This window comes from Actinomadura sediminis (assembly GCF_042675525.1).
GTDB lineage: Bacteria > Actinomycetota > Actinomycetes > Streptosporangiales > Streptosporangiaceae > Spirillospora > Spirillospora sediminis.
The window spans coordinates 29,306-47,699 of the sequence record NZ_JBHTJA010000012.1; the positions used below are offsets into that span (position 1 = coordinate 29,306).

The 18,394-nt window shown below is 71.6% G+C and carries 19 protein-coding genes; 12 read left to right on the forward strand and 7 right to left on the reverse strand.

The annotated features are described in order from the left end of the window. The first annotated feature begins 74 nt into the window (after positions 1-74). From ACFQ11_RS09250 to ACFQ11_RS09265, 4 genes are read left to right on the forward strand one after another with little or no spacing between them, the layout of a single operon-like run. Positions 75-1,547 (forward strand): FtsK/SpoIIIE domain-containing protein, encoded by a 1,473-nt coding sequence (locus tag ACFQ11_RS09250; protein WP_378297577.1) that lies wholly within the window; start codon positions 75-77, stop codon positions 1,545-1,547. After that, a complete protein-coding gene (locus ACFQ11_RS09255) occupies positions 1,544-3,232 on the forward strand; it encodes a replication initiator (protein WP_378297578.1) in 1,689 nt (562 codons plus the stop codon). Before ACFQ11_RS09250 ends, ACFQ11_RS09255 begins: the two co-directional genes overlap by 4 nt. Continuing rightward, entirely contained in the window at positions 3,229-3,444 is a 216-nt protein-coding gene (locus tag ACFQ11_RS09260; protein ID WP_378297579.1) for a helix-turn-helix transcriptional regulator, read from the forward strand. Before ACFQ11_RS09255 ends, ACFQ11_RS09260 begins: the two co-directional genes overlap by 4 nt. Further along, the gene (locus ACFQ11_RS09265; RefSeq protein WP_378297580.1) at positions 3,444-4,727 is read left to right on the forward strand and encodes a tyrosine-type recombinase/integrase; all 1,284 of its coding nucleotides are present in this window, start codon (positions 3,444-3,446) and stop codon (positions 4,725-4,727) included. The genes ACFQ11_RS09260 and ACFQ11_RS09265 overlap by 1 nt, the downstream gene beginning before the upstream one ends. A 29-nt stretch (positions 4,728-4,756) precedes the next feature. Here the strand turns inward: ACFQ11_RS09265 and ACFQ11_RS09270 are convergent, their stop codons facing one another. Together ACFQ11_RS09270 and ACFQ11_RS09275 are read right to left on the reverse strand one after the other, a co-directional pair. After that, positions 4,757-5,719, reverse strand: coding sequence for a coiled-coil domain-containing protein (locus ACFQ11_RS09270; protein WP_378297581.1), 963 nt, complete (start codon positions 5,717-5,719; stop codon positions 4,757-4,759). 155 nt (positions 5,720-5,874) lie between these two features. After that, entirely contained in the window at positions 5,875-7,812 is a 1,938-nt protein-coding gene (locus ACFQ11_RS09275; protein ID WP_378297582.1) for a serine/threonine protein kinase, read from the reverse strand. Positions 7,813-8,036: 224 nt separating this feature from the next. Between ACFQ11_RS09275 and ACFQ11_RS09280 the strand changes: the two genes are divergently transcribed. Further along, the gene (locus tag ACFQ11_RS09280; RefSeq protein WP_378297583.1) at positions 8,037-8,471 is read left to right on the forward strand and encodes a sterol carrier family protein; all 435 of its coding nucleotides are present in this window, start codon (positions 8,037-8,039) and stop codon (positions 8,469-8,471) included. A gap of 84 nt (positions 8,472-8,555) precedes the next feature. Further along, entirely contained in the window at positions 8,556-9,194 is a 639-nt protein-coding gene (locus ACFQ11_RS09285) for a LamG domain-containing protein (RefSeq protein WP_378297584.1), read from the forward strand. Here the strand turns inward: ACFQ11_RS09285 and ACFQ11_RS09290 are convergent. Next, positions 9,191-9,559, reverse strand: a complete 369-nt coding sequence (locus ACFQ11_RS09290; protein WP_378297585.1) for a DUF4190 domain-containing protein — start codon at positions 9,557-9,559, stop codon at positions 9,191-9,193. The genes ACFQ11_RS09285 and ACFQ11_RS09290 overlap by 4 nt on opposite strands. Positions 9,560-9,690: 131 nt before the next feature. On the opposite strand from ACFQ11_RS09290, the gene purF reads away from it, so the two are divergent. Both purF and purM read left to right on the forward strand, forming a co-directional pair. After that, a complete protein-coding gene (gene purF, locus ACFQ11_RS09295) occupies positions 9,691-11,145 on the forward strand; it encodes an amidophosphoribosyltransferase (protein WP_378297586.1) in 1,455 nt (484 codons plus the stop codon). Beyond that, complete coding sequence (gene purM, locus ACFQ11_RS09300) at positions 11,142-12,146, forward strand: phosphoribosylformylglycinamidine cyclo-ligase (protein WP_378297587.1); 1,005 nt, start codon at positions 11,142-11,144, stop codon at positions 12,144-12,146. Before purF ends, purM begins: the two co-directional genes overlap by 4 nt. Here the strand turns inward: purM and ACFQ11_RS09305 are convergent. The 3 genes from ACFQ11_RS09305 to ACFQ11_RS09315 form a co-directional block, all read right to left on the reverse strand. After that, entirely contained in the window at positions 12,143-12,754 is a 612-nt protein-coding gene (locus ACFQ11_RS09305) for a hypothetical protein (RefSeq protein WP_378297588.1), read from the reverse strand. The two genes, purM and ACFQ11_RS09305, sit on opposite strands and share 4 nt — an antisense overlap. A gap of 69 nt (positions 12,755-12,823) precedes the next feature. Further along, positions 12,824-13,030, reverse strand: coding sequence for a DUF3073 domain-containing protein (locus tag ACFQ11_RS09310; protein ID WP_378297665.1), 207 nt, complete (start codon positions 13,028-13,030; stop codon positions 12,824-12,826). 306 nt (positions 13,031-13,336) lie between these two features. Then, entirely contained in the window at positions 13,337-14,419 is a 1,083-nt protein-coding gene (locus ACFQ11_RS09315; protein ID WP_378297589.1) for a Leu/Phe/Val dehydrogenase, read from the reverse strand. A gap of 165 nt (positions 14,420-14,584) precedes the next feature. Here ACFQ11_RS09315 and ACFQ11_RS09320 point away from each other — a divergent pair, with 165 nt between their 5' ends. The 3 genes from ACFQ11_RS09320 to bldC all read left to right on the forward strand — a co-directional run bounded on the left by ACFQ11_RS09320 (position 14,585) and on the right by bldC (position 15,963). Then, positions 14,585-15,451 (forward strand): hypothetical protein, encoded by an 867-nt coding sequence (locus tag ACFQ11_RS09320; RefSeq protein WP_378297590.1) that lies wholly within the window; start codon positions 14,585-14,587, stop codon positions 15,449-15,451. A 23-nt stretch (positions 15,452-15,474) separates the two neighbouring features. Beyond that, the gene (locus ACFQ11_RS09325) at positions 15,475-15,660 is read left to right on the forward strand and encodes a hypothetical protein (RefSeq protein ID WP_378297591.1); all 186 of its coding nucleotides are present in this window, start codon (positions 15,475-15,477) and stop codon (positions 15,658-15,660) included. Positions 15,661-15,759: 99 nt separating this feature from the next. After that, positions 15,760-15,963: a developmental transcriptional regulator BldC gene (gene bldC, locus ACFQ11_RS09330; protein WP_012850682.1), complete on the forward strand. Its 204-nt coding sequence runs from the start codon at positions 15,760-15,762 to the stop codon at positions 15,961-15,963. A 272-nt stretch (positions 15,964-16,235) separates the two neighbouring features. Here bldC and ACFQ11_RS09335 read toward each other — a convergent pair whose 3' ends face one another. Then, on the reverse strand, positions 16,236-16,940 hold the full coding sequence (locus ACFQ11_RS09335) for a TetR/AcrR family transcriptional regulator (protein WP_378297592.1): 705 nt from the start codon (positions 16,938-16,940) through the stop codon (positions 16,236-16,238). A gap of 272 nt (positions 16,941-17,212) precedes the next feature. Here ACFQ11_RS09335 and ACFQ11_RS09340 point away from each other — a divergent pair, with 272 nt between their 5' ends. After that, positions 17,213-18,310: a LacI family DNA-binding transcriptional regulator gene (locus ACFQ11_RS09340; protein WP_378297593.1), complete on the forward strand. Its 1,098-nt coding sequence runs from the start codon at positions 17,213-17,215 to the stop codon at positions 18,308-18,310. Positions 18,311-18,394: the final 84 nt, after the last annotated feature.

Below are 18,394 nucleotides of genomic sequence, written 5' to 3' on the forward strand. Positions count from 1 at the left end.
CGGCTGGAGCTGGTACCTCCGGCCGCCCCCTCTTCTCTCCCCTCGCACATCCCGGCAAGAAGAGGTGACCCATCATGGCATGGGAGTTCCGCAAGATCCGTCCCGGTGAGAACGTCGCGGTCGAGTCGCAGCGTGACCCGTTCGCCGCTCCGAAGTGGGCGCCTCCGGTGTGGCACATGCCCGAAGCCCTGGTGCTGCTCGTCAACGCTGTCCGCGTCCTGGTCCGCGTCGTGGTGTTCCTCGTTCGCAACATCGTCCCCGTGTCGGCGGCGGCCGGTCTGGGCTGGCTCGCTTATACCTACGGCTGGACCGTCCCGGTCCTCGTCGTCGCCCTGGTCCTGGTCCTGCTCGGCACCTGGGCCGCTGCCGACCGGTCCTCGTTCGTCCGCTACCTCGCTCGTCCGGTGCGGGCTCGGTGGCGGTCGGCGTGGACCTACCGGCGGCACTGGCAACCCGTCCTGGTCACGGCCGGACTCACCAAGACCCACAAAGGCCGCGAGTATCTCCCGTCGATCGTCCGCGTCCGCTGCGGCCCCACCTCGGACCGTGTCCTCGTCCGGATGCTCAAGGGGCAGGCTCCTGACGCCTGGGAACGCGTCACGGCGAACCTCGCGCACGGGTTCGGCGCCGTCCTCGTCCGGGTCCGTGAGGGGGACCGTCCGGGGCGCATCTGGCTGGAGTTCGTCCGCCACGATGCCCTCGCCTTTCCCCTCCCCGCGCTCCCGATTCCGTCTCCGTCCGCCGTAGACCTGTCCGGGGTGGTCGTCGGCCGGACCGAGGACGGTTCACCGTGGCGGCTGCGCCTCCTCGGAACGCACGTCCTCATCGCGGGTGCGACGGGGGCCGGCAAGGGGTCGGTCATCTGGTCGACCGTCCGCGCCCTGCTCCCGCTCATGCTCGCGGGCCTGGTGGAGGTGTGGGCCATCGACCCGAAACGGATGGAACTGAGCTACGGCCGTCCGCTGTTCGAACGGTACGGCCGGTACTCCTCCGACCCGCATGGCGGCATGGTCAAGCTCCTGGAAGAGGCGGCCGAGGACATGAACGCGCGGGCTGAGGAATTCGCGGGCGTGACCCGCTCGTTCGCTCCCTCGACGTCCCACCCGTTCCGGGTCGTGATCGTGGATGAGCTGGCGTTCCTGACGGCGTACTGCCCGGAACGCGACTTGCGTAAGCGGGCCGAATCGGCGCTGGCCGTGCTGACCTCACAGGGCCGGTCGGTCGGTTACTGCGTGATCGGGGCGCAGCAGGACGCGCGCAAGGAGGTCAACAACCAGCGCAACCTGTTCCCCGACCGCATCGCCCTGCGCCTGGATGAAGACGAACAGGTCGACATGGTTCTCGGCGACGGTGCCCGCGACCGTGGCGCGCTGGCCGACCAGATCTCCAGCGTTCCCGAGGTCGGTGCGGGGGTCGGGTACGTCCGGCTGGAGACCTCGCCCGACCCGATCCGCGTCCGGGCGGCCTACGTCTCTGACGACGACATCCAAGAGATGGTCGCGCTCGCCCTGGCCGACCTCGACGCGGGGGAGGCTGAGGCTGCATGACACAGCTCTCCCTCGACGGCTCCGCCCCCGAACCGTTGGCGGCCCCTGAGGAGACGAGCGCGCTCGTCAAGACACTGCCCCCGCTGGCGCGCGGGGTCCTGGAACAGGTCGCCATCGACCACGGCGTCTGCATCCGGCCCGTCCCCATGCGGCGGGTGGACCTGAACACGGGCGCCTCCGAGGTGATCAACGTCCCGTGCGGTCACACGCTCGCCTCGGTGTGCCCTCCGTGCGCCGAACGCAAGCGCAAGCTCCGGGCCGTCCAGTGCCGCCAGGGCTGGCACCTGGCCGAGGAACCCGTCATCGCCCGCGCCGACCCGAACGACGAACAGCGGGCCTGGATGGAACTGCGGGCACAGGCACAAGCCGAACACGACCGCGCGGCACAGGACGGCACCTCGCACGGGGAACCGGTCGAGTTCTGGGACGGCGTCCTTCGCGAACTCGACGGCCAGCTCGAACGCTCCGGCGTGCGGGGCTCCCTCAAGACCGGCGAGCGCAAGCAGCGCCGTACCCGGTCCACTCGGCGGCGTCAGGACGCGCCGGATCTGCCTCGGCGGCCGGTGGACTCGCGCACGGTCGGCAAGGTCTACCGGGGACGCGACGGGAAGACCTTCCGGCCGTCGCTGTTCCTGACGCTCACCCTCGACTCCTACGGGCGCGTTCGCACCGATGGCACCCCGGTCGATCCCGACACCTACGACTACGCGCGGGCAGCTCGCGATGCCCTGCACTTCTCCAAGCTGATCGACCGGTTCGTGCAGAACCTCCGCCGGTTCGTCGGCCATGACGTGCAGTACTTCGCCACCGTCGAACCCCAACGGCGGCTGGCTCCCCACCTGCACATGGCCATACGGGGCACCATCTCCCGCGCCGAACTTCGGCAAGTGGTGGCGGCGACCTATCACCAGGTGTGGTGGCCCTCGACCGAACGGGTCGTGTACTCCGGGGACCGGCTTCCGGTCTGGGACGACGCGGCGGGCGAGGACGGCGGCTATGTCGATCCGGCAACCGGTGAGGTGCTGCCCACCTGGGATGGCGCACTCGACGCCATCGGCCTGGACGACAGCGCCGAACCCCTGCACGTCGTCCGCTTCGGCCGCCAGATCGACGCACAGGGCGTCCTGGCCGACTCCCCGCAGTCCCGCAAGCTGATCGGCTACCTGACCAAGTACCTCGTCAAGGGCGTCGCCGAATGCCACACCGCCGAAACGCACGCCCAGCGCGAGCACGCCGACCGCATGGCCGAAACGCTCCGCTACGAACCGTGCTCGCCCACGTGCGCGAACTGGCTCCGTTACGGCGTCCAGCCCAAGAATCCGCGGCCCGGTCTCACTCCCGGCTTCTGCAAGGGCAAGGCACACCGACGCGAACACCTCGGCTACGGCGGCCGTCGCGTCCTGGTCTCGCGCAAGTGGTCGGGCAAGACCCTCGCCGACCACAAGGCCGACCGCAAAGCCTGGGCGCTCGCTCGCCTCGCTGAGGCGGGCATCCCCGTCGCCAACCCGGCCGACCCGGATGCGGCCCACGTCTGGGAACGCGCGGGGCCTGGTGACCCCGACGTGCGGCCGATCGAACAACGGCTTCTGCTGCTGATCAACGAACGTGCCGAACGGCGCCGACAGCTCGACGCAGCAACCCAGAACCCCACCCCCGAACTCTCGGCAACTGCGGAGGCAGCGTGAACGAAGATCGTGATGCGGCAGTGCTGAACCTGCCGATTGATCGCACTTGGACTCCGCAGGAGGTATCGCGCTTCCTGGGTGTTCCCGTCGCCACCCTGCATCAGTGGCGTTACCTCGGCGTAGGACCGAAGGCGGCCAAGGTGGGGCGTCACCTCCGTTACCTGCCCGCCGATGTCTTGGACTGGTTCCGGCGTCAGCAGGAGGCCGCGTAATGGCCGTCTACGATCGGTGGCATACCGCTAAGCCGCGATTGGGCGAAGACGGCAAGGCCGTGTCTCGGTGCCGTGAGCACAAGCAGTTCCCCAGCGTCGATCACGGCAAGGGGGATCGCTGGCAAGTGCGTTGGCGGGACGAGAACGGTAAGCAGTGCAAGCGCAACTTCGGGAAGAAGGCCGGCAAGGACCCGAACACGTCTGCTGACGCGTTCGAGGCCAAGATACGGGCGGACCTCGATGCGGGGACGTACGTTGACCCGAACGCGGGCAAGATCACGCTACGGGCCTACGCTGAGCAGTGGCTTGCGGCCCAGACCTTCGAAGAGACGACCCGCGACGCCATAGAGCAGCGGCTTCGATTGCACGTCTACCCGGACCTCGGGGACAAGCAGATGGGCGTCTTGGCCAAGCGTCCGTCTCTGCTCCAAGCCTGGTTGCGCGGTCGGCAGAAGGTGATCGCGCCGAACTACGTGCGGGTGGTCTTGGCTCACCTCTCCACGGTGTTCAATGCGGCCGTGGATGACGGCTTGATCACCAAGAATCCCTGTCACGCCTCGTCGGTCCGGGCTCCGAAGCGGGAAACGAAGAAGGTCGAGCCCTGGGCCGTCGAACGAGTCGCTGCGGTGGGTGCTGCCATCACCGAACGCTACGCCGTGATGGTCGCCGTGGGGGCTCGGCTCGGACTTCGGCAAGGTGAGGCGTTCGGCCTTGCAGCGGAAGACGTCGACTTCATCCGTGGGGTTGTGCACGTCCGGCGACAGGTCAAGATCTTCAAGGACCGCCGGATGGTGTTCGCTCTGCCCAAGGGCGGCAAGGAGCGGCACATACCGCTTCCGGAGTCGCTTCGCCTCCTCCTCGCTGAGCACATGCAGCCGGACAACAATCCGCCGGTCGCGGTGACGCTCCCGTGGAGGACGCCGGACGGTGACCCGGTGACGGCGCGGCTGATCTTCACGACTCGGCAGCGGACACCCATCAACCGTACGGAGTGGAACCGGTTCGTCTGGAAGCCTGCCCTCATACGCGCTGAGGTTCCGGCAACTCGGGAGAACGGCTTTCACGCGCTGCGGCACCACTTCGCAAGCGTGCTGCTGGCGCGTGGCGTGGACGTCCGGGCGCTCGCCGAGTTCCTCGGCCACACTGACCCCGGCTTCACGCTTCGCACGTACACGCATCTCATGCCGTCCAGCCAAGAGAAGATGCTCAACGCGATCGACGGCGCTTGGAGCGAGTTTTCCGGGGCGAGTGCCCTGGATGTGCCCTCTCGGGAGGTGTCGTGACCTCCGACCATGGTCAGAGCGGTATACGTCTAGAAGACCGAGATGTGGACGTGGTCGTAGTGGTTGGCGGTCGCGCCGCCGCGGTTCTCCATCATGCGCCAGCCGGGGCTGCGCATGTCGTAGATGCGCTGGCGCCAGATGACGTACTTGATGCCGAGGGAGTTGGCGTGGGCGACGGCGTACTCGGCGACCTGGTCGCCTTGGCTCTTGGCGCTGCCGGACGCGACGGCGCCGCCGGTCGTGACCATGAAGTCGCAGGCGCGGCCGGTGGCGTGGTCCTGGGGGTCGCCCGCGTAGCGGACGCAGCCGATCGTGGGGAACGGTCCGAACTCGACGTCGATGGTGTTCTTGACGTTGAGCATGCGGGACGTGACGCCGCCCATGCCGGTGCTCGGTGACTCCGGCTTGTACTTCTTGACGAGCTGCTTGATCTGCGCCTGGCGGCCCTTCAGCTCCTTGATCTCCTTTTCCAGGGCGTCGATCTTCTGTTCGGCCTTCTTGCGCGCCTGGTTCTGCTCGTCGATCAGCCGCTGGATCTGCTCGACCTTGCCCGCCTTGTTCTGCGCGAGGTGCGTGACGAGGCTGGCGTTGCTGAGCATGTCGGTCGGCTCGGCGGCGGCGAGGAACTGGACGGTCGGGTCTTCGCCGCCGGTCATGTAGCGGGTCGCGGCGAGGCGGGCGACGACCTCGCGGGCGGCCACCAGGTCCTTCTCCAGGACCTGGGCCCTCTTCATGGCCTGGGTGACCGCGTACCGGGTGTCCTTCAGCTTCGCCAGGTCGCCGCCGTACTCGTCTTCCAGCTTCTCGATCTGCCTGCTGAGCTGCTTGAACTTCTCCGAGTCACCCGGGTCGGCCATGGGCGCGGCGGCGGGTGCGGCGGCCGCGGTCGGTGCCGAGGTGCCCATCAGGGGCAGCGCGGTGGCGATGGCGAGCACGGCCGCGGCGGCACGGCGGCCGCCGCGCCGAAGGGCGGTGGAGGTGGGGGTCTCCACGTCCTCTCCTCAGGTCAATGAACATTAAAGAACCGTCTGCCGCACGGCCAAGGCTAAACCCAAGTGGCGAGTGGGGCGGTCCGGGACCCGTGGCGCCCGGCGTCATGCTGGGAGCCGGGCCATCTTACGTGACCGGGTTCACGGGCGGGGCCGGGTCAGCGGCGGCTGAGAGCCCCCTGGTAGCCGAGGCTCGTGCCGGGCCTGGTCCAGGCGTACCGGAGGGTGCCGTCGGGCTGCAGCGTCGCCTCCACGGCTCCCGAGGTGCACGGCTTGGCGACCTCGAGGGCCAGCTTCAGGCTGCCGTTGGTGCCGCTCTCGAACGTGAGGGTGCCATTGCACTTCTCCTTGGGGTAGACGACGCGCGCCGTGGTGGCGCCCTCCTCGAACGTGACCTCGAGGGGGAACGACGCCTGGCTGTTGTTGTTGACCATCGTGCCGGTCCAGGTCCCCGCGAACGACTCGGGGATCACCGACACCGGGCGGGTGTCGCCGACGCCCGCGGGCGGCTCGGCCGTGTCGTCGCCCTTCAGTTGCGGCCACAGCACCAGCGCGATGATCGCGACGCCGACGCCGACGCCGATCAGCAGCGACAGCGCCACGCCCAGCACGTGGTTGCCGGGGCGGCGCATGCCGCCGAGCGACGGGAGGGACGGCGATCGCCGCGGGGGTTCGTCGTCCATGGCCCGCAGCCCGGGGATGAGGTGCGGCGCCGTCGGGTCGCGGGGCTCGTCGATCGCGTCGAAGGTGCGGGTCTCGCCGTCCCCGGACGGCAGGGCGCCGATCGCCGCCGTCCGGTCGTCCGCGACGGCGCCCATGGTGGTCGTCCGGTCGTCCGCGACGGCGCCCATGGTGGTCGTCGCCTCGAACGCGCCGGGGTCGATCTCCACGGCGGGCGCGGGCGGCGGTTCGGGACGGTCGCGTCCGCGCGACAGCTTGCCCAGCAGCGTCCGTCCGGGCGGCTGCTCCGGGCGGGTCGCCTCGGCCGGGGGCGGAGGCGGAACGTGCGGGGGCACGCTCGGCTGCCCTGGGACGGCCTGTACGGGGGCTCCCTGGAGCGGTGCAAGCGCGCGCGGGGCCGGCGGCGGCGCGCCCATAGGGGTGCCCGCCGGGGGCGCGGCCTGGGGGACCGGCGGGGCGGCGTGTGGGACCGGCGGGGGCGCGGCCTGCGGGGCCTGGGGGGCTGCCTGCGGCTGCGGGACGGGCACGGCCCCGGCGGCGAGCGCCCGGCCCTCGCCGACGAGCGATGCGGGCATCCGGGCGGCGAGGGGGCCGCCCTCGTCGAGGAGGCTTTCGAGCAGCCCCGTGGCGGTGGGGCGCGCGGCGGGGTCCTTGGCGAGCGCGGCCGCCAGCACGTCGCGCAGCGAATCGGGCACCGCGGACAGGTCCGGGTCGTCGTACATGATCTGCTGGACGGTCTCGGACGGCGAGGCGTCCCCGAACGGGGGCGCGCCCGTCGCCGCGAACAGCAGCGTCGAGGCCCAGGCGAAGACGTCCGCCGGCGGGTCGGCGCGCAGGCCGCTGAGCTGCTCGGGGGCCCGGTAGAGCAGGTGGGCCGGGTCGCCGGGGTCGGGGCCCCGGCGGGTGTCGCCGAGCACCGCGTCGAGCGCGCCGTGCACCCCGATGTCGCACATCTTGGGGCCGTCCCGTCCCAGCAGGACGTTCGCGGGCTTCAGGTCGTGGTGGACCGCCCCGGCGCGGTGCACGGCCGCCAGGGCGACCGCCAGGCCCACGGCCAGGCGTTCCACGACGGCGCCGCCGCGCGGGCCCTCCTCGTCCACGAGCTGCTGCAGGGACGGGCCGTCCACGCACTCGCTGACGACGTAGGCGCGGTCGTCCTGCACGTCGGCGTCCAGCACCGCGGCCGTGCAGAACCCGGAGATCCGGCGCACGGCGTCGAACGCGGCGGTGAACCGCGCGCGGGCGGCCGGCTCGCCGCTCAGCCGCACGTGCAGCAGCTTGACCGCCACCGTGCGTCCGGCGGGGTCCGCGCCGAGGAAGACGGCGCCCTGCTCTCCGACGCCGAGCCGGCCCGTGATCTCGTACGAGCCGAGTCTTCGCGGGTCACCAGGCTGCAGGGGCAGCGCCTCTGGCATCTGACGAACCTCCGTGTCCTCCGGGGAGCGAGTTCGCCGCCTCCCCGTCCTGTTCACTCCCCGCCTGGCATCGGTCCTTTTTTACCGTCATTTGCGGCGTCTCGTGCCTTTTGGGGGACGACCGCCCGGGTGAGCGCGCCAGCCGCCCGGAGCGTAGGCGCACCGGGCGGGCGGCGCAAAAACGCGCCGGGCGCTCCGCGCCGGCGACCCGGTAACTTCGGTGCGTGCCCCGGACTCCGTTGACCGCCGCCCTCCTGAACGAACAGCGCGCCGCGCTCGGCCTGCCGCCGTACACCGGCGGGGACGACGCCGCCGACCTGCGGCGCGCCGCCTTCGAGACCGTCGCGGCCGCGGGCGACGCCGGGCCGGGCGCGGCCCGCCCGGTGGTGCGGGGCGCGGTCCGGCACCTGCTGGACGGCCTCGCGGAGCGGGCGCCCGGACGGTCGGTGGAGGTGCGGGTCCCGCCGCACGCGGCCGTGCAGTGCATCGAGGGGCCGCACCACAAGCGCGGGACCCCGCCGAACGTCGTCGAGATGGACGCCGCCACGTGGATCGCCCTCGCCACCGGGCGGCTCGCGTGGGCGGACGCCGTAACGGACGGACGCGTCCGTGCGAGCGGCGCGCGCGCGGACCTGTCGCCCTACCTCCCTTTGGAGTAGGGGCCCCGATTCGGGTCTTGCCACCGCGTCCCCGCGCTGGGAGCGTGGTCACCACCGGCCGATCGGGGGCATGGAGGTGACGCCATGCTCGTCGCGCACTGGACGTTCGATGTCGCGACCGTGGAGGGCCGCCGGGTGCACGTCGCGTCCGGTGCCGCACCGGACGCCGAACTGGACGAGGTCGCCGAGATCGTCCCCGGACGTGCCGGGGAGGCGCTCGCCCTTGGCGCACACGCGCGCGCCGTGATTCCTGCCGCGCCCCAGCTCGTCTTCAGCCAGATCTTCGGTTTCACCGTGGCGCTCTCCGTGAACGTGACCGAGGAACCCACCGGGGAGTGGCGCAGCCTCCTGTACAAGCCGGTCGGGGAGAATGACGCCCGAGGTTTGGGTCTATGGCTTTACCCGGACGCCATGCGGCTCCGCCTCCAGTTGTTCACCGCCAAGGGCCCCGACTACATGGACAGCCACGTGCGCCTGACCGTCGGGGAGTGGGCCCATGTCGCCTTCGTCGTGAACCCCCAGGGAATGGCCCTGTACGTCGACGGCGAGCAGGACGTCGCCGAGGCCCTGGACGAGCCCGTGGTCACACCGGCGGGCCCCATCCTCCTCGGCAGCGAGCAGACGAAACCGGGGTTCGGCGGCCTGATCGACGACCTCCGCGTGTACGCGTCCGCGCTCGACGTCGAAGCCGTCCGGGCGCTCGCGGAGCAGGGACCGTCCTAAGGCGCCATGGTGGAGCGCGCGAAGGGGAACTCGCGCTCGACGCAGTAGCGGCGCTCGTCCGCGTTCGGATACCGGCTCTCGTCGCCGCATTCCGCGGCCTTGCTCAGCAGGACGAACAGCGCCAGCCCTCCGAGGACGAGCGCCACCGCGGAGCAGACCACCCCCACCACCGCGGGCCAGCGGTCGGCGTCGTGGCGGGCCAGCGAGACGGCGCCAAGGACGAGCCCCACGATCGCGGGCAGCACGCCCAGCAGGCAGACCGCGAGCCCCAGGAGCCCGACGATCCCGAGCACCAGAGAGGCCCGCGCCAGCCCACTGCGCGGGCGTGGGGCGGGAGGCGTGTAGGTCTGGTACCCAGGCAGCATCAATCCGGTCCTCCCCGTCTCTTGCCATACATTCCCGTGCCGCGTCTGAAGCCCGTGCTTGCAGGGGGTAAAGGTCCTTTAAGGAGATCCGCCGATCCGAGCAGGTGAAGGTGGCATCTAGACTGACGGGCGTGCCTCTCCGTGATGGACGTCTGAGCCACGACATCGATCCCACCGACCGCCCCCCGCAGGACGCCTGCGGGGTGTTCGGCGTCTGGGTCCCCGCGGACCAGGCGACCAAGGCCGAAGTGAGCAAGCTCACCTACTACGGCCTGTACGCGCTCCAGCACCGCGGGCAGGAGTCCGCCGGCATCGCCGTGAGCGACGGCGACCGTATCGTCGTCTTCAAGGACATGGGGCTCGTCGCCCAGGTCTTCGACGAATCGGTCCTGAACACCCTGCGCGGCCACATCGCCGTGGGCCACTGCCGCTACTCCACGACGGGCTCCCCGACCTGGGAGAACGCGCAGCCCACGTTCCGGTCCACCGACGCGGGCGGGCTCGCGCTCGTCCACAACGGCAACCTGATCAACACCCGTGAGCTCGCCGAGGACCTCCCCCCGGGGGCGCTGACCGCGACCACCGACACCGAGGTCCTCACCGCGCTGCTGTGCGCCCGCGAGGGCGGCCCGCTGGACGCGGCGCGGCACGTCCTGCCCGCCGTCCGCGGTGCGTACTCGCTGGTCTTCATGGACGAGGGCACCCTGTACGCCGCCCGCGACCCCGAGGGCATCCGCCCGCTCGTCCTCGGCTCCCTGGAGGGCCACGGCGGCTGGGTCGTCGCGTCCGAGACCGCCGGCCTCGACATCGTCGGCGCCCGGTTCGTCCGGGAGATCGAGCCCGGCGAGCTGATCGCGGCCGACGCGGACGGCGTCCGCTCCGAGCGGTTCGCCGAGGCCCGCCCCAAGGGCTGCCTGTTCGAGTACGTGTACCTCGCCCGCCCCGACACCGCCATCGCCGGGCGCAGCGTCCAGGCGACCCGCGTGGAGGTCGGCCGCCGCCTGGCCCGCGAGCACCCCGTCGAGGCCGACATGGTCATCCCGACGCCCGAGTCGGGCACCCCGGCCGCGATCGGCTACGCCGAGGCGTCCGGCATCCCCTACGGGCAGGGCCTCGTCAAGAACTCCTACGTCGGGCGCACGTTCATCCAGCCGTCGCAGACGATCCGGCAGCTCGGCATCCGGCTGAAGCTGAATCCGCTGCGCGAGGCGATCGAGGGCAAGCGCCTCGTCGTCGTCGACGACTCGATCGTCCGCGGCAACACCCAGCGCGCGATCGTGTCGATGCTCCGCGACGCGGGCGCCGCCGAGGTGCACGTCCGCATCTCCAGCCCGCCCGTCGCGTGGCCCTGCTTCTACGGCATCGACTTCGCCACCCGCGCCGAGCTGATCGCCGGGAACCTGTCGGTGGAGGAGATCCGCGACTCCATCGGCGCCGACTCCCTCGGCTACATCTCGCTGGACGAACTGATCTCCGCGTCCCACATCGCCAAGGACCGCCTCTGCCGCGCCTGCTTCGACGGGGTCTACCCCATCGAGGTCGAAAGCTCCGAGCGCGGCAAGCACCTGCTGGAGGCCGGACGATGACGTCCTACGAGGCCGCCGGGGTCGACATCGCCGCCGGTGAGCGCGCCGTCGAGCTGATGAAGTCCCGGGTGGCCCGCTCCCGCCGTCCCGAGGTCGTGGACGATGCCAGCGGCTTCGCCGGGCTGTTCGACGCCTCCGCGTTCCTGCGCTACAAGCGCCCCCTGCTCGCGACGTCCACCGACGGCGTCGGCACCAAGGTCGACCTCGCCCGCCGCCTCGGCGTCTACGACACCGTGGGCCACGACCTCGTCGGCATGGTCATCGACGACCTCGCCGTCTGCGGGGCCGAGCCGCTGTTCATGACCGACTACATCGCCTGCGGCAGGGTCGTCCCCGAGCGCATCGCCGACATCGTCGGCGGCATCGCCGACGCGTGCGCCCTCGCGGGCTGCGCCCTCGTCGGCGGCGAGACCGCCGAACACCCGGGCCTCCTGGAGCCGGACGAGTTCGACATCGCGGGCGCCGGTACGGGCGTCGTCGAAGCCGACGACATCCTCGGCCCCGACCGTGTGCGCGCGGGCGACGCCGTCATCGCCATGGCCTCGTCCGGCGTGCACTCGAACGGGTACTCGCTCGTCCGGCACATCCTCGCCACCACGGACCTCACCCTGGAGTCCCGCCCGGACGAACTCGGCCGTTCCCTCGGCGAGGAGCTCCTCACCCCCACCCGCATCTACGCGAAGGACTGCCTCGCCCTCACCGCGGCCGGAGGCGTCCACGCGTACGCGCACATCACCGGGGGCGGCCTGGCCGCGAACCTGGCCCGCTCCCTGCCCGCGAACACGGACGCCGTCATCGACCGCTCGTCCTGGGAGGTCCCGCCCCTCTTCCGGGTGCTCCAGGCGCACGGAGACGTCCCGCAGGCGGAGATGGACAAGACCTTCAACCTCGGCGTCGGCATGGCCGCCATCGTCGCTCCGGACGCCGCCGACGCGGCCCTGCGGCTGCTCGCCGGGCGAGGCGTCCCGTCCTGGATCCTCGGCGAGATCGTCGCCCGCTAGCCGCCCCGCCGGCCGTGCCTCGCGGGCCGGCGCGGCCCGCTCCCGATCGCGACGGAGAGCAGCAGGACGAGCGCGGCGGCCCCCGCCACCTGCGCCTGCCCGACCACGGGCAGATCGGACTCGGGGCCGGCGACCGGCGCGAACCGCCCGCCCGGGTCGATCACGATCTGCAGGGTGTCGCCGGGCTCGTAGCCCGCACAGCCGGACGCGAGCTCGCGGCGGACCGGGCCGCCGTCGGCCCGCCGCACGGTGCAGTGGTACGTCTCGCCGCCGCGCCCCGGCTCCGTCCAGGTCCGCGTCACGACCGCTTCGGCGTCGTCGCCGGCCAGCGTCATCACGGCGTCCCGGGCGGCGGCGAGACCGACGATGTTGAGGACGAACAGCGCCACGACGCCGAGGACCAGCGCCACGCTCGCGAACCGGAGCGGCCGGCGCCGCTCGTACAGCCGCACCAGCACGGCCAGCGAGGCCATGATGCCGATGACGACCAGCACCGCCCCGCTCGTCGTCCCCCACCACAGGAAGGCGGCGGAGGACGAGACGAGGCCCACCGCGGAGATCACGATCACCAGGCCGCCGCGCAGCACGGCGGAACGGTCGAAGGTCATGGCGCCCGCACGTCACGAAGCCCCCGGGGGCGGGCGAGAGCCCGGCCACCGAGGGCGTCGTGATGAGACTCAGCCCGAGGAGTCGTTCTTGCGGTCCTCGGTGCCGTAATCGTCGGCGTAGTCGGCGTACTTCTCGACAAGCTCGTCGTAGTCGTCGCCGGCGGAGTCGTTGACTCCGAGTTCGCTCTTCAGGCGGTCGAGGTCCGTGTTGCCGCTGTTGTACTTGAGTTGGCGGGCAACCTTCACCTGCTTGGCCTTGGCTCGGCCGCGACCCATTGGCTCGACCCCCTCGATGGTCAGGGCTTTCGTGGGCCCATCAACGCGCGCGTGTACCACACGAACCGATGCCTGATGAGCCATGCGTCAGTCACGAGTACAACCGTACCCGTTTTGCGCCCGGCTCGGTACTTGGGTGGCACGTGGCGGCGCTCTTGTTCGGGAACTCCAGTGTATCCGGTAGGTACCAGTGGACCGACTTGACGCCATGTGAACACGGGCCCGACCAGGCCGAACGGGACGTCAAGCGCCCGGTGGCCGTCGTGGGGAACGCGCACGGCGGCCCACGACGGCCGGATGGGATCGTCAGACGAGAATGCCGCGCAGACGGCCGATCTCGGACATCCTGCGCTCGGCGAGCCGGTCGGCGGCCACCGCCGGGGGCACGCCCTCGTCGTCGGCGAGCGCGAAGATCTTCCGGGTGGTGCCGTAGATGCCGGACGCCCGCGACTTCGCCCGCTCGAAGTCGAATCCGGTGATCTCGTCCGCGACCTGGATCACACCGCCGGAGTTCACCACGTAGTCGGGTGCGTACAGGATGTTCCGGTCGGCGAGGTTCTTCTCCACGCCCGGGTGCGCGAGCTGGTTGTTGGCTGCCCCGCAGACGACCCGGGCGCCGAGCACGGGCACCGTCTCGTCGTTCAGCGACCCGCCGAGCGCGCACGGGGCGTAGACGTCCAGGTCCGCGCGGATCATCGCGGCGGCGTCCGCGACGACGTCCACCTCCGGGTGCAGCGCCCGGACGCGTTCGACGGCGGCCTCGCTGACGTCGCAGATCACGACGTCCGCGCCGTCCTCGCGCAGGTGCTCGACGAGCCGGTGGCCGACCTTCCCGACACCCTCCACGCCGACCCGGCGGCCGCGCAGGGTCGGCGTGCCCCACACCGTCTCGGCGGCCGCGCGCATCCCCTGGAACACGCCGTACGCCGTCAGGATGGACGAGTCGCCCGCGCCGCCGTGCGCGACCGTCCGTCCGGTGACGAACTCGCACTCGCGGGCGACGACGTCCATGTCCTCGCTGAACGTGCCGACGTCGCAAGCGGTGTAGTACCGGCCGCCGAGGGACTTGACGAACCGTCCGTAGGCCCGCAGCAGCGCCTCGGTCTTGTCCCTGGACGGGTCGCCGAGGATGACGGCCTTGCCGCCGCCGTGGTCCAGCCCGGCGAGGGCGTTCTTGTAGGCCATGCCCCGGGAGAGGTTCAGGACGTCGGCGAGGGCCTCGTCTTCCGACCCGTACGGGTAGAAGCGGGTGCCGCCCAGCGACGGCCCCAGGGCGGTCGAGTAGATGGCGATGATGGCGCGCAGGCCGCTGGCCTCGTCTTGGCAGAAGACGACCTGCTCGTGTCGGGGTTCCGAGCCCTTGTGGGGCGACCCGAAGACATTAGGCACGGTAGTGCCCTCCTTCCTGTCCACAGATCAGCCTAGGGCGCGGCGCGCCCCACCGGGAGGTAACGCGGGCGTCTCGCCGGGCCCGTCGTCGCGACCGCCGGGCGGGTCTCGTGTCACGATGCGATCGTGTTTCCGTACGCCGCATACCTACGGGTATACGAACCGGTGACCGCCTTCCAGGAACCGGCGCGGACGTTGTGGACGGCCTATGCCGAATCCAGGCGGCGCCCGCGGCGGATCCACGCGCTCGGCGTCGAGCATCGCGACGCGGCCTGCCGGCTGGCCGCCGCCCCGCCCGAGGTCGTCCCGGACCGGGAGAGCCGCGACGCCTACGTGCGCCGCCTCGACGACATGATCTACGTGTGCCCGTGGGAGACGCGGCTGCGCTCGTGGATCGCGTTCGAACGGTTCCGCGACGAGCAGCCGGCGGGGGTCGCGGCCGCGTTCGTCCCGCCGCCGCAGTCCGAGCGCATCGCGCAGGCCTTCGAGCGCTGGAAGCGGGCCGGGCGTCCGATGCGCCCGCACATCCTGACGAGCACCTGGCACGTCCCGCTGGACTGGTTCGTGCCGTTCGTCCGTACCGAGCGTTCCCTGACCCTGGGCGCCCCCGGACCGGACGACGACGCCGCGTGCGACCACGCGGGGCAGGGGCCCGCGACGGCCGCGCCCGCGCGCACACTGCTCTACGTCACGTCGATGGGTGAGGCCCGTCGCCGCGTGGAGCACGCGCTGCCGATCGTCCGGGAGAACCTCGGGGACGGTTCGGGGGACGTGTACCTGCTCTCCGCGGGGCGCCTGGAGACGCTCTCGCGGTGGCTCGGGGAGTTCCATCCCCGCGCCCTCGTCGAGCTCGACTACGGCGGGCTCGTCCATCTCCTGGACGACGCGGCCCTGCGGGCGGACGAGTCGGTCGCGGAGATGACGGTGGCGCTGACCGGCATGCAGCGCGGCGAGGTCGAGCTGACCGTCGCGATGTACAAGCGGCTGCTGGCCCGCTGGCGGCCCGTCCGGGCCCTCGAATCCGCCAACTGAGCGCGGCCGGGGATGCCGGTCCCATGGACGTACTGAACAAAATTCCCGAATCCGCGCGCGATACGACTATACGTGTCGCTAGAATCACGCAGCGTGACCCGTTGTTCATCGCCGATGCGCAGCTCGCGGCGTTCGAGGGGATGTTTGCCCGCAACGTACGCCAGGAACTTGCTTGTTGCGCTCAGTGGTGGCAAGGTTACACGTTGTGATGTCATAGTGGCTCTTTCGGGCCATAGGGGACATCAGTGACCGCGCGAGGATCATTCGCAGGATCGCTGTCATCGGTCCACGGAGGAGAGGCCGCAAACATGTCAGCACGTACGCCAGAGGCCGAGCCCCTGCTGACGCCGGCGGAGGTGGCGACGATGTTCCGCGTCGACCCCAAGACCGTCACGCGCTGGGCGAAGGCGGGCAAGCTCACGTCCATCCGGACGCTGGGGGGGCACCGGCGCTACCGCGAAGCGGAGGTGCGGGCGCTGCTCGCGGGAATCCCGCAGCAGCGCTCGGAGTAACCGCTCCGGCCGGCGCGCCCCGCACCGGCACGCCGGACGCACCACAGGGGGGCTGCGAACGGCCCGGGACCACGGTCATCCGAGAATCGCGGTCCCGGCCCGCTCACGGTTCGATCGGACGTCCCGCCCGCGACTCGGCGGGCGGGACTCCGGCACGCCCCGGACGCGCGCCGGGCCCCAGCCGGGCGCGCGGCAAGGCGGTGGCCGATAGTGGTCACCAGAGTCGCAGCCGTCACACCCGCCCCGGATGGACCAATCGGTCCGGCGGGGGCTCAGCCGGACGCCCGTCCCGTGGTGAGCTCCTCGTTCGCGAGGCGGTCGAACAGGGCCCCGGTGCCGGGGTCGTGCCGTCCCGCGACGTGCAGCATCACGACCAGGTGGTCCACGAGGAGCCGTTCGAGGTCGGCCCGGCCGACGTCGCGGTTCTCGAGCCAGTCGAGGCCCGCGGTCTCGACGGCCGCCATCCACGCGCGCAGCGTGATCCGCAGCGTCGGCTGCGGGACGTCCACGTCCAGCGAGTGCAGGATCCGGCTCAGCAGCAGCTGGCGGACGCCGTCCACGATCTCCCCGGCCTCGCCCGACCGGTCGGCCGGGCCGCCGCGCAGCAGGGCCGTGTAGCCCGCCGCGTGGCTCTCCACGAAGTCGAAGTAACGCTCCAGCGAGATGCCGAGCCGCTCCAGCGGCTTGCCCTCGGTCGGCGGCTCCAGCAGCACCGACAGCTTGTTCGCCGCGTTGCCGAGCGCCGCGATGTACAGCTCGTACTTGCCGCCGAAGTAGTGGTAGACGAGCGCCCGGGACGCCCCCGCCGCCGCCGCGACGTCGTCGATGGAGACGTCCTCCGGCGACCGCGTGCTGAACAACTGCAGGGCCGCCTCGATCAGTTCTTCCCGTCGTTCGTCCACGCTGAGCCTGCGACGTCCCTGCCCGCCGCGCTGCCGGCTCCGCGCCCTGTCACCGGTCACCGCACGTTCTGCCACCTGGGAAGCGTATCCGAGCCCCCGGCCGGGGCATGCGGCGCCGACCCGGCCGCGGCGCGTCCCGTCACCCTCCCGTGACCCGCTCCGGACCGTCGTGTGATCCGGGACACCACAGACCCGAACCCGCATTGGCGGCTGACCGTTACTCCCTGTTGCGACGATTTGTGGGGAAGCCGAGGCATCATGGCATCTCCTCCCGCGCGGAGGCGGCGCGCCGCGGCCCCAGGCGCGCCGTGACGGCAGGTCCCGCAGGCCCCCCTGGACGGAGTGCCATGTCTGGTGAAGTTGACCCCCCGCACAAGACGCAGGAGGACGTCGTGGTGCCGAGGCCGCGCCGCCCCTCCTCGGCCGCCCCCGACGAGGGGAGGCCCGTGCCCGCGCCGAAGCCGACGATCCGCAACGTCGCCGAGCGGGCCGGGGTCTCCAAGTCCCTCGTCTCCCTGGTGATGCGCGGCTCCCCGCACGTCAGCGAGCGCCGCAGGCAGGCCGTCCTGCAGGCCGCGCGGGAACTCGGGTACCGGCCGAACGCCGTGGCCCGCAGCCTCGTCGAGGGCCGCACGCGGCTCATCGGCGCGATCGTCGCCGACCTGCACAACCCGTTCTTCGCGGAGTTCCTCGACGGCCTGCAGGAGAGCCTGCACGGCGCCGGGCTCCGCATGCTCGTCGGCAGCGGCCGCTGGGACCCGATGTTCGAGGCGGAGGCGGTCGAGGCGTTCCTGGAGATGCGGGTGGACGGCCTCGTGCTGCTCAGCGTCGTCCCCGAGTCGCTGAAGGACGCGGCGGCGAGCGTCCCCGTCGTCGTGGTCGGCGAACGGGACGTCAAGGGCGTCGACATCGTCGTCGACGACGACGAGCTGGGCGCCAGCCTCGCCGTCGACCACCTCGTCTCGCTCGGCCACCGCCGCATCGCCCACATCGAGGGCACCCGCTCCACCGCCGCCCGGTACCGGCGCATCGGCTACGAGAAGGCGATGCGGCGGCACGGGCTCGAACGGGAGATCGCCGTCCAGCCCGGCGACTTCACCGAGGAGGGCGGCTACCGCGCGGCCCGCGGCCTGCTCCGCCGCGCCGACCGGCCCACCGCGATCTTCGCCCCGAACGACCTGGTCGCGACCGGCGCGCTCTCCGCCGCGGTGGAGTTCGACCTGCGGGTCCCCGCCGACCTGTCGGTCATCGGCTACGACAACACCCACCTCGCGGCCATCCGCCACATCTCCCTCACGAGCGTCGACCAGCCGCGCCGCGACATGGGCCGCCTCGCGGCCGAGATGCTCGCCGCCCGCATCGGCGACCCCTCCCGCGCCCCCCGCCAGAACCTCGTCGTTCCCCACCTGGTCGTCCGCTCCACGACAGGCCCCGCCCCCGCGTGATCCGCCGCCCTCGTCGTCAGGCCCCGGGGGGCCTTTCCCCCCGCGACGAGCGCGCGTGGGATCGCCGCATCGCTCCGGCCCGTC

What these genes read in the sequence shown, in the direction of transcription:
- ACFQ11_RS09250 (WP_378297577.1), top strand. Translation starts at nt 75, where the DNA reads ATGGCATGGGAGTTCCGCAAGATCCGTCCCGGTGAGAACGTCGCGGTC.
- ACFQ11_RS09255 (WP_378297578.1), top strand. Translation starts at nt 1,544, where the DNA reads ATGACACAGCTCTCCCTCGACGGCTCCGCCCCCGAACCGTTGGCGGCC.
- ACFQ11_RS09265 (WP_378297580.1), top strand. Translation starts at nt 3,444, where the DNA reads ATGGCCGTCTACGATCGGTGGCATACCGCTAAGCCGCGATTGGGCGAA.
- ACFQ11_RS09275 (WP_378297582.1), bottom strand. Translation starts at nt 7,812, where the DNA reads ATGCCAGAGGCGCTGCCCCTGCAGCCTGGTGACCCGCGAAGACTCGGC.
- ACFQ11_RS09285 (WP_378297584.1), top strand. Translation starts at nt 8,556, where the DNA reads ATGCTCGTCGCGCACTGGACGTTCGATGTCGCGACCGTGGAGGGCCGC.
- ACFQ11_RS09290 (WP_378297585.1), bottom strand. Translation starts at nt 9,559, where the DNA reads ATGCTGCCTGGGTACCAGACCTACACGCCTCCCGCCCCACGCCCGCGC.
- purM (WP_378297587.1), top strand. Translation starts at nt 11,142, where the DNA reads ATGACGTCCTACGAGGCCGCCGGGGTCGACATCGCCGCCGGTGAGCGC.
- ACFQ11_RS09305 (WP_378297588.1), bottom strand. Translation starts at nt 12,754, where the DNA reads ATGACCTTCGACCGTTCCGCCGTGCTGCGCGGCGGCCTGGTGATCGTG.
- ACFQ11_RS09310 (WP_378297665.1), bottom strand. Translation starts at nt 13,030, where the DNA reads ATGGGTCGCGGCCGAGCCAAGGCCAAGCAGGTGAAGGTTGCCCGCCAA.
- ACFQ11_RS09325 (WP_378297591.1), top strand. Translation starts at nt 15,475, where the DNA reads ATGGACGTACTGAACAAAATTCCCGAATCCGCGCGCGATACGACTATA.
- bldC (WP_012850682.1), top strand. Translation starts at nt 15,760, where the DNA reads ATGTCAGCACGTACGCCAGAGGCCGAGCCCCTGCTGACGCCGGCGGAG.
- ACFQ11_RS09340 (WP_378297593.1), top strand. Translation starts at nt 17,213, where the DNA reads ATGTCTGGTGAAGTTGACCCCCCGCACAAGACGCAGGAGGACGTCGTG.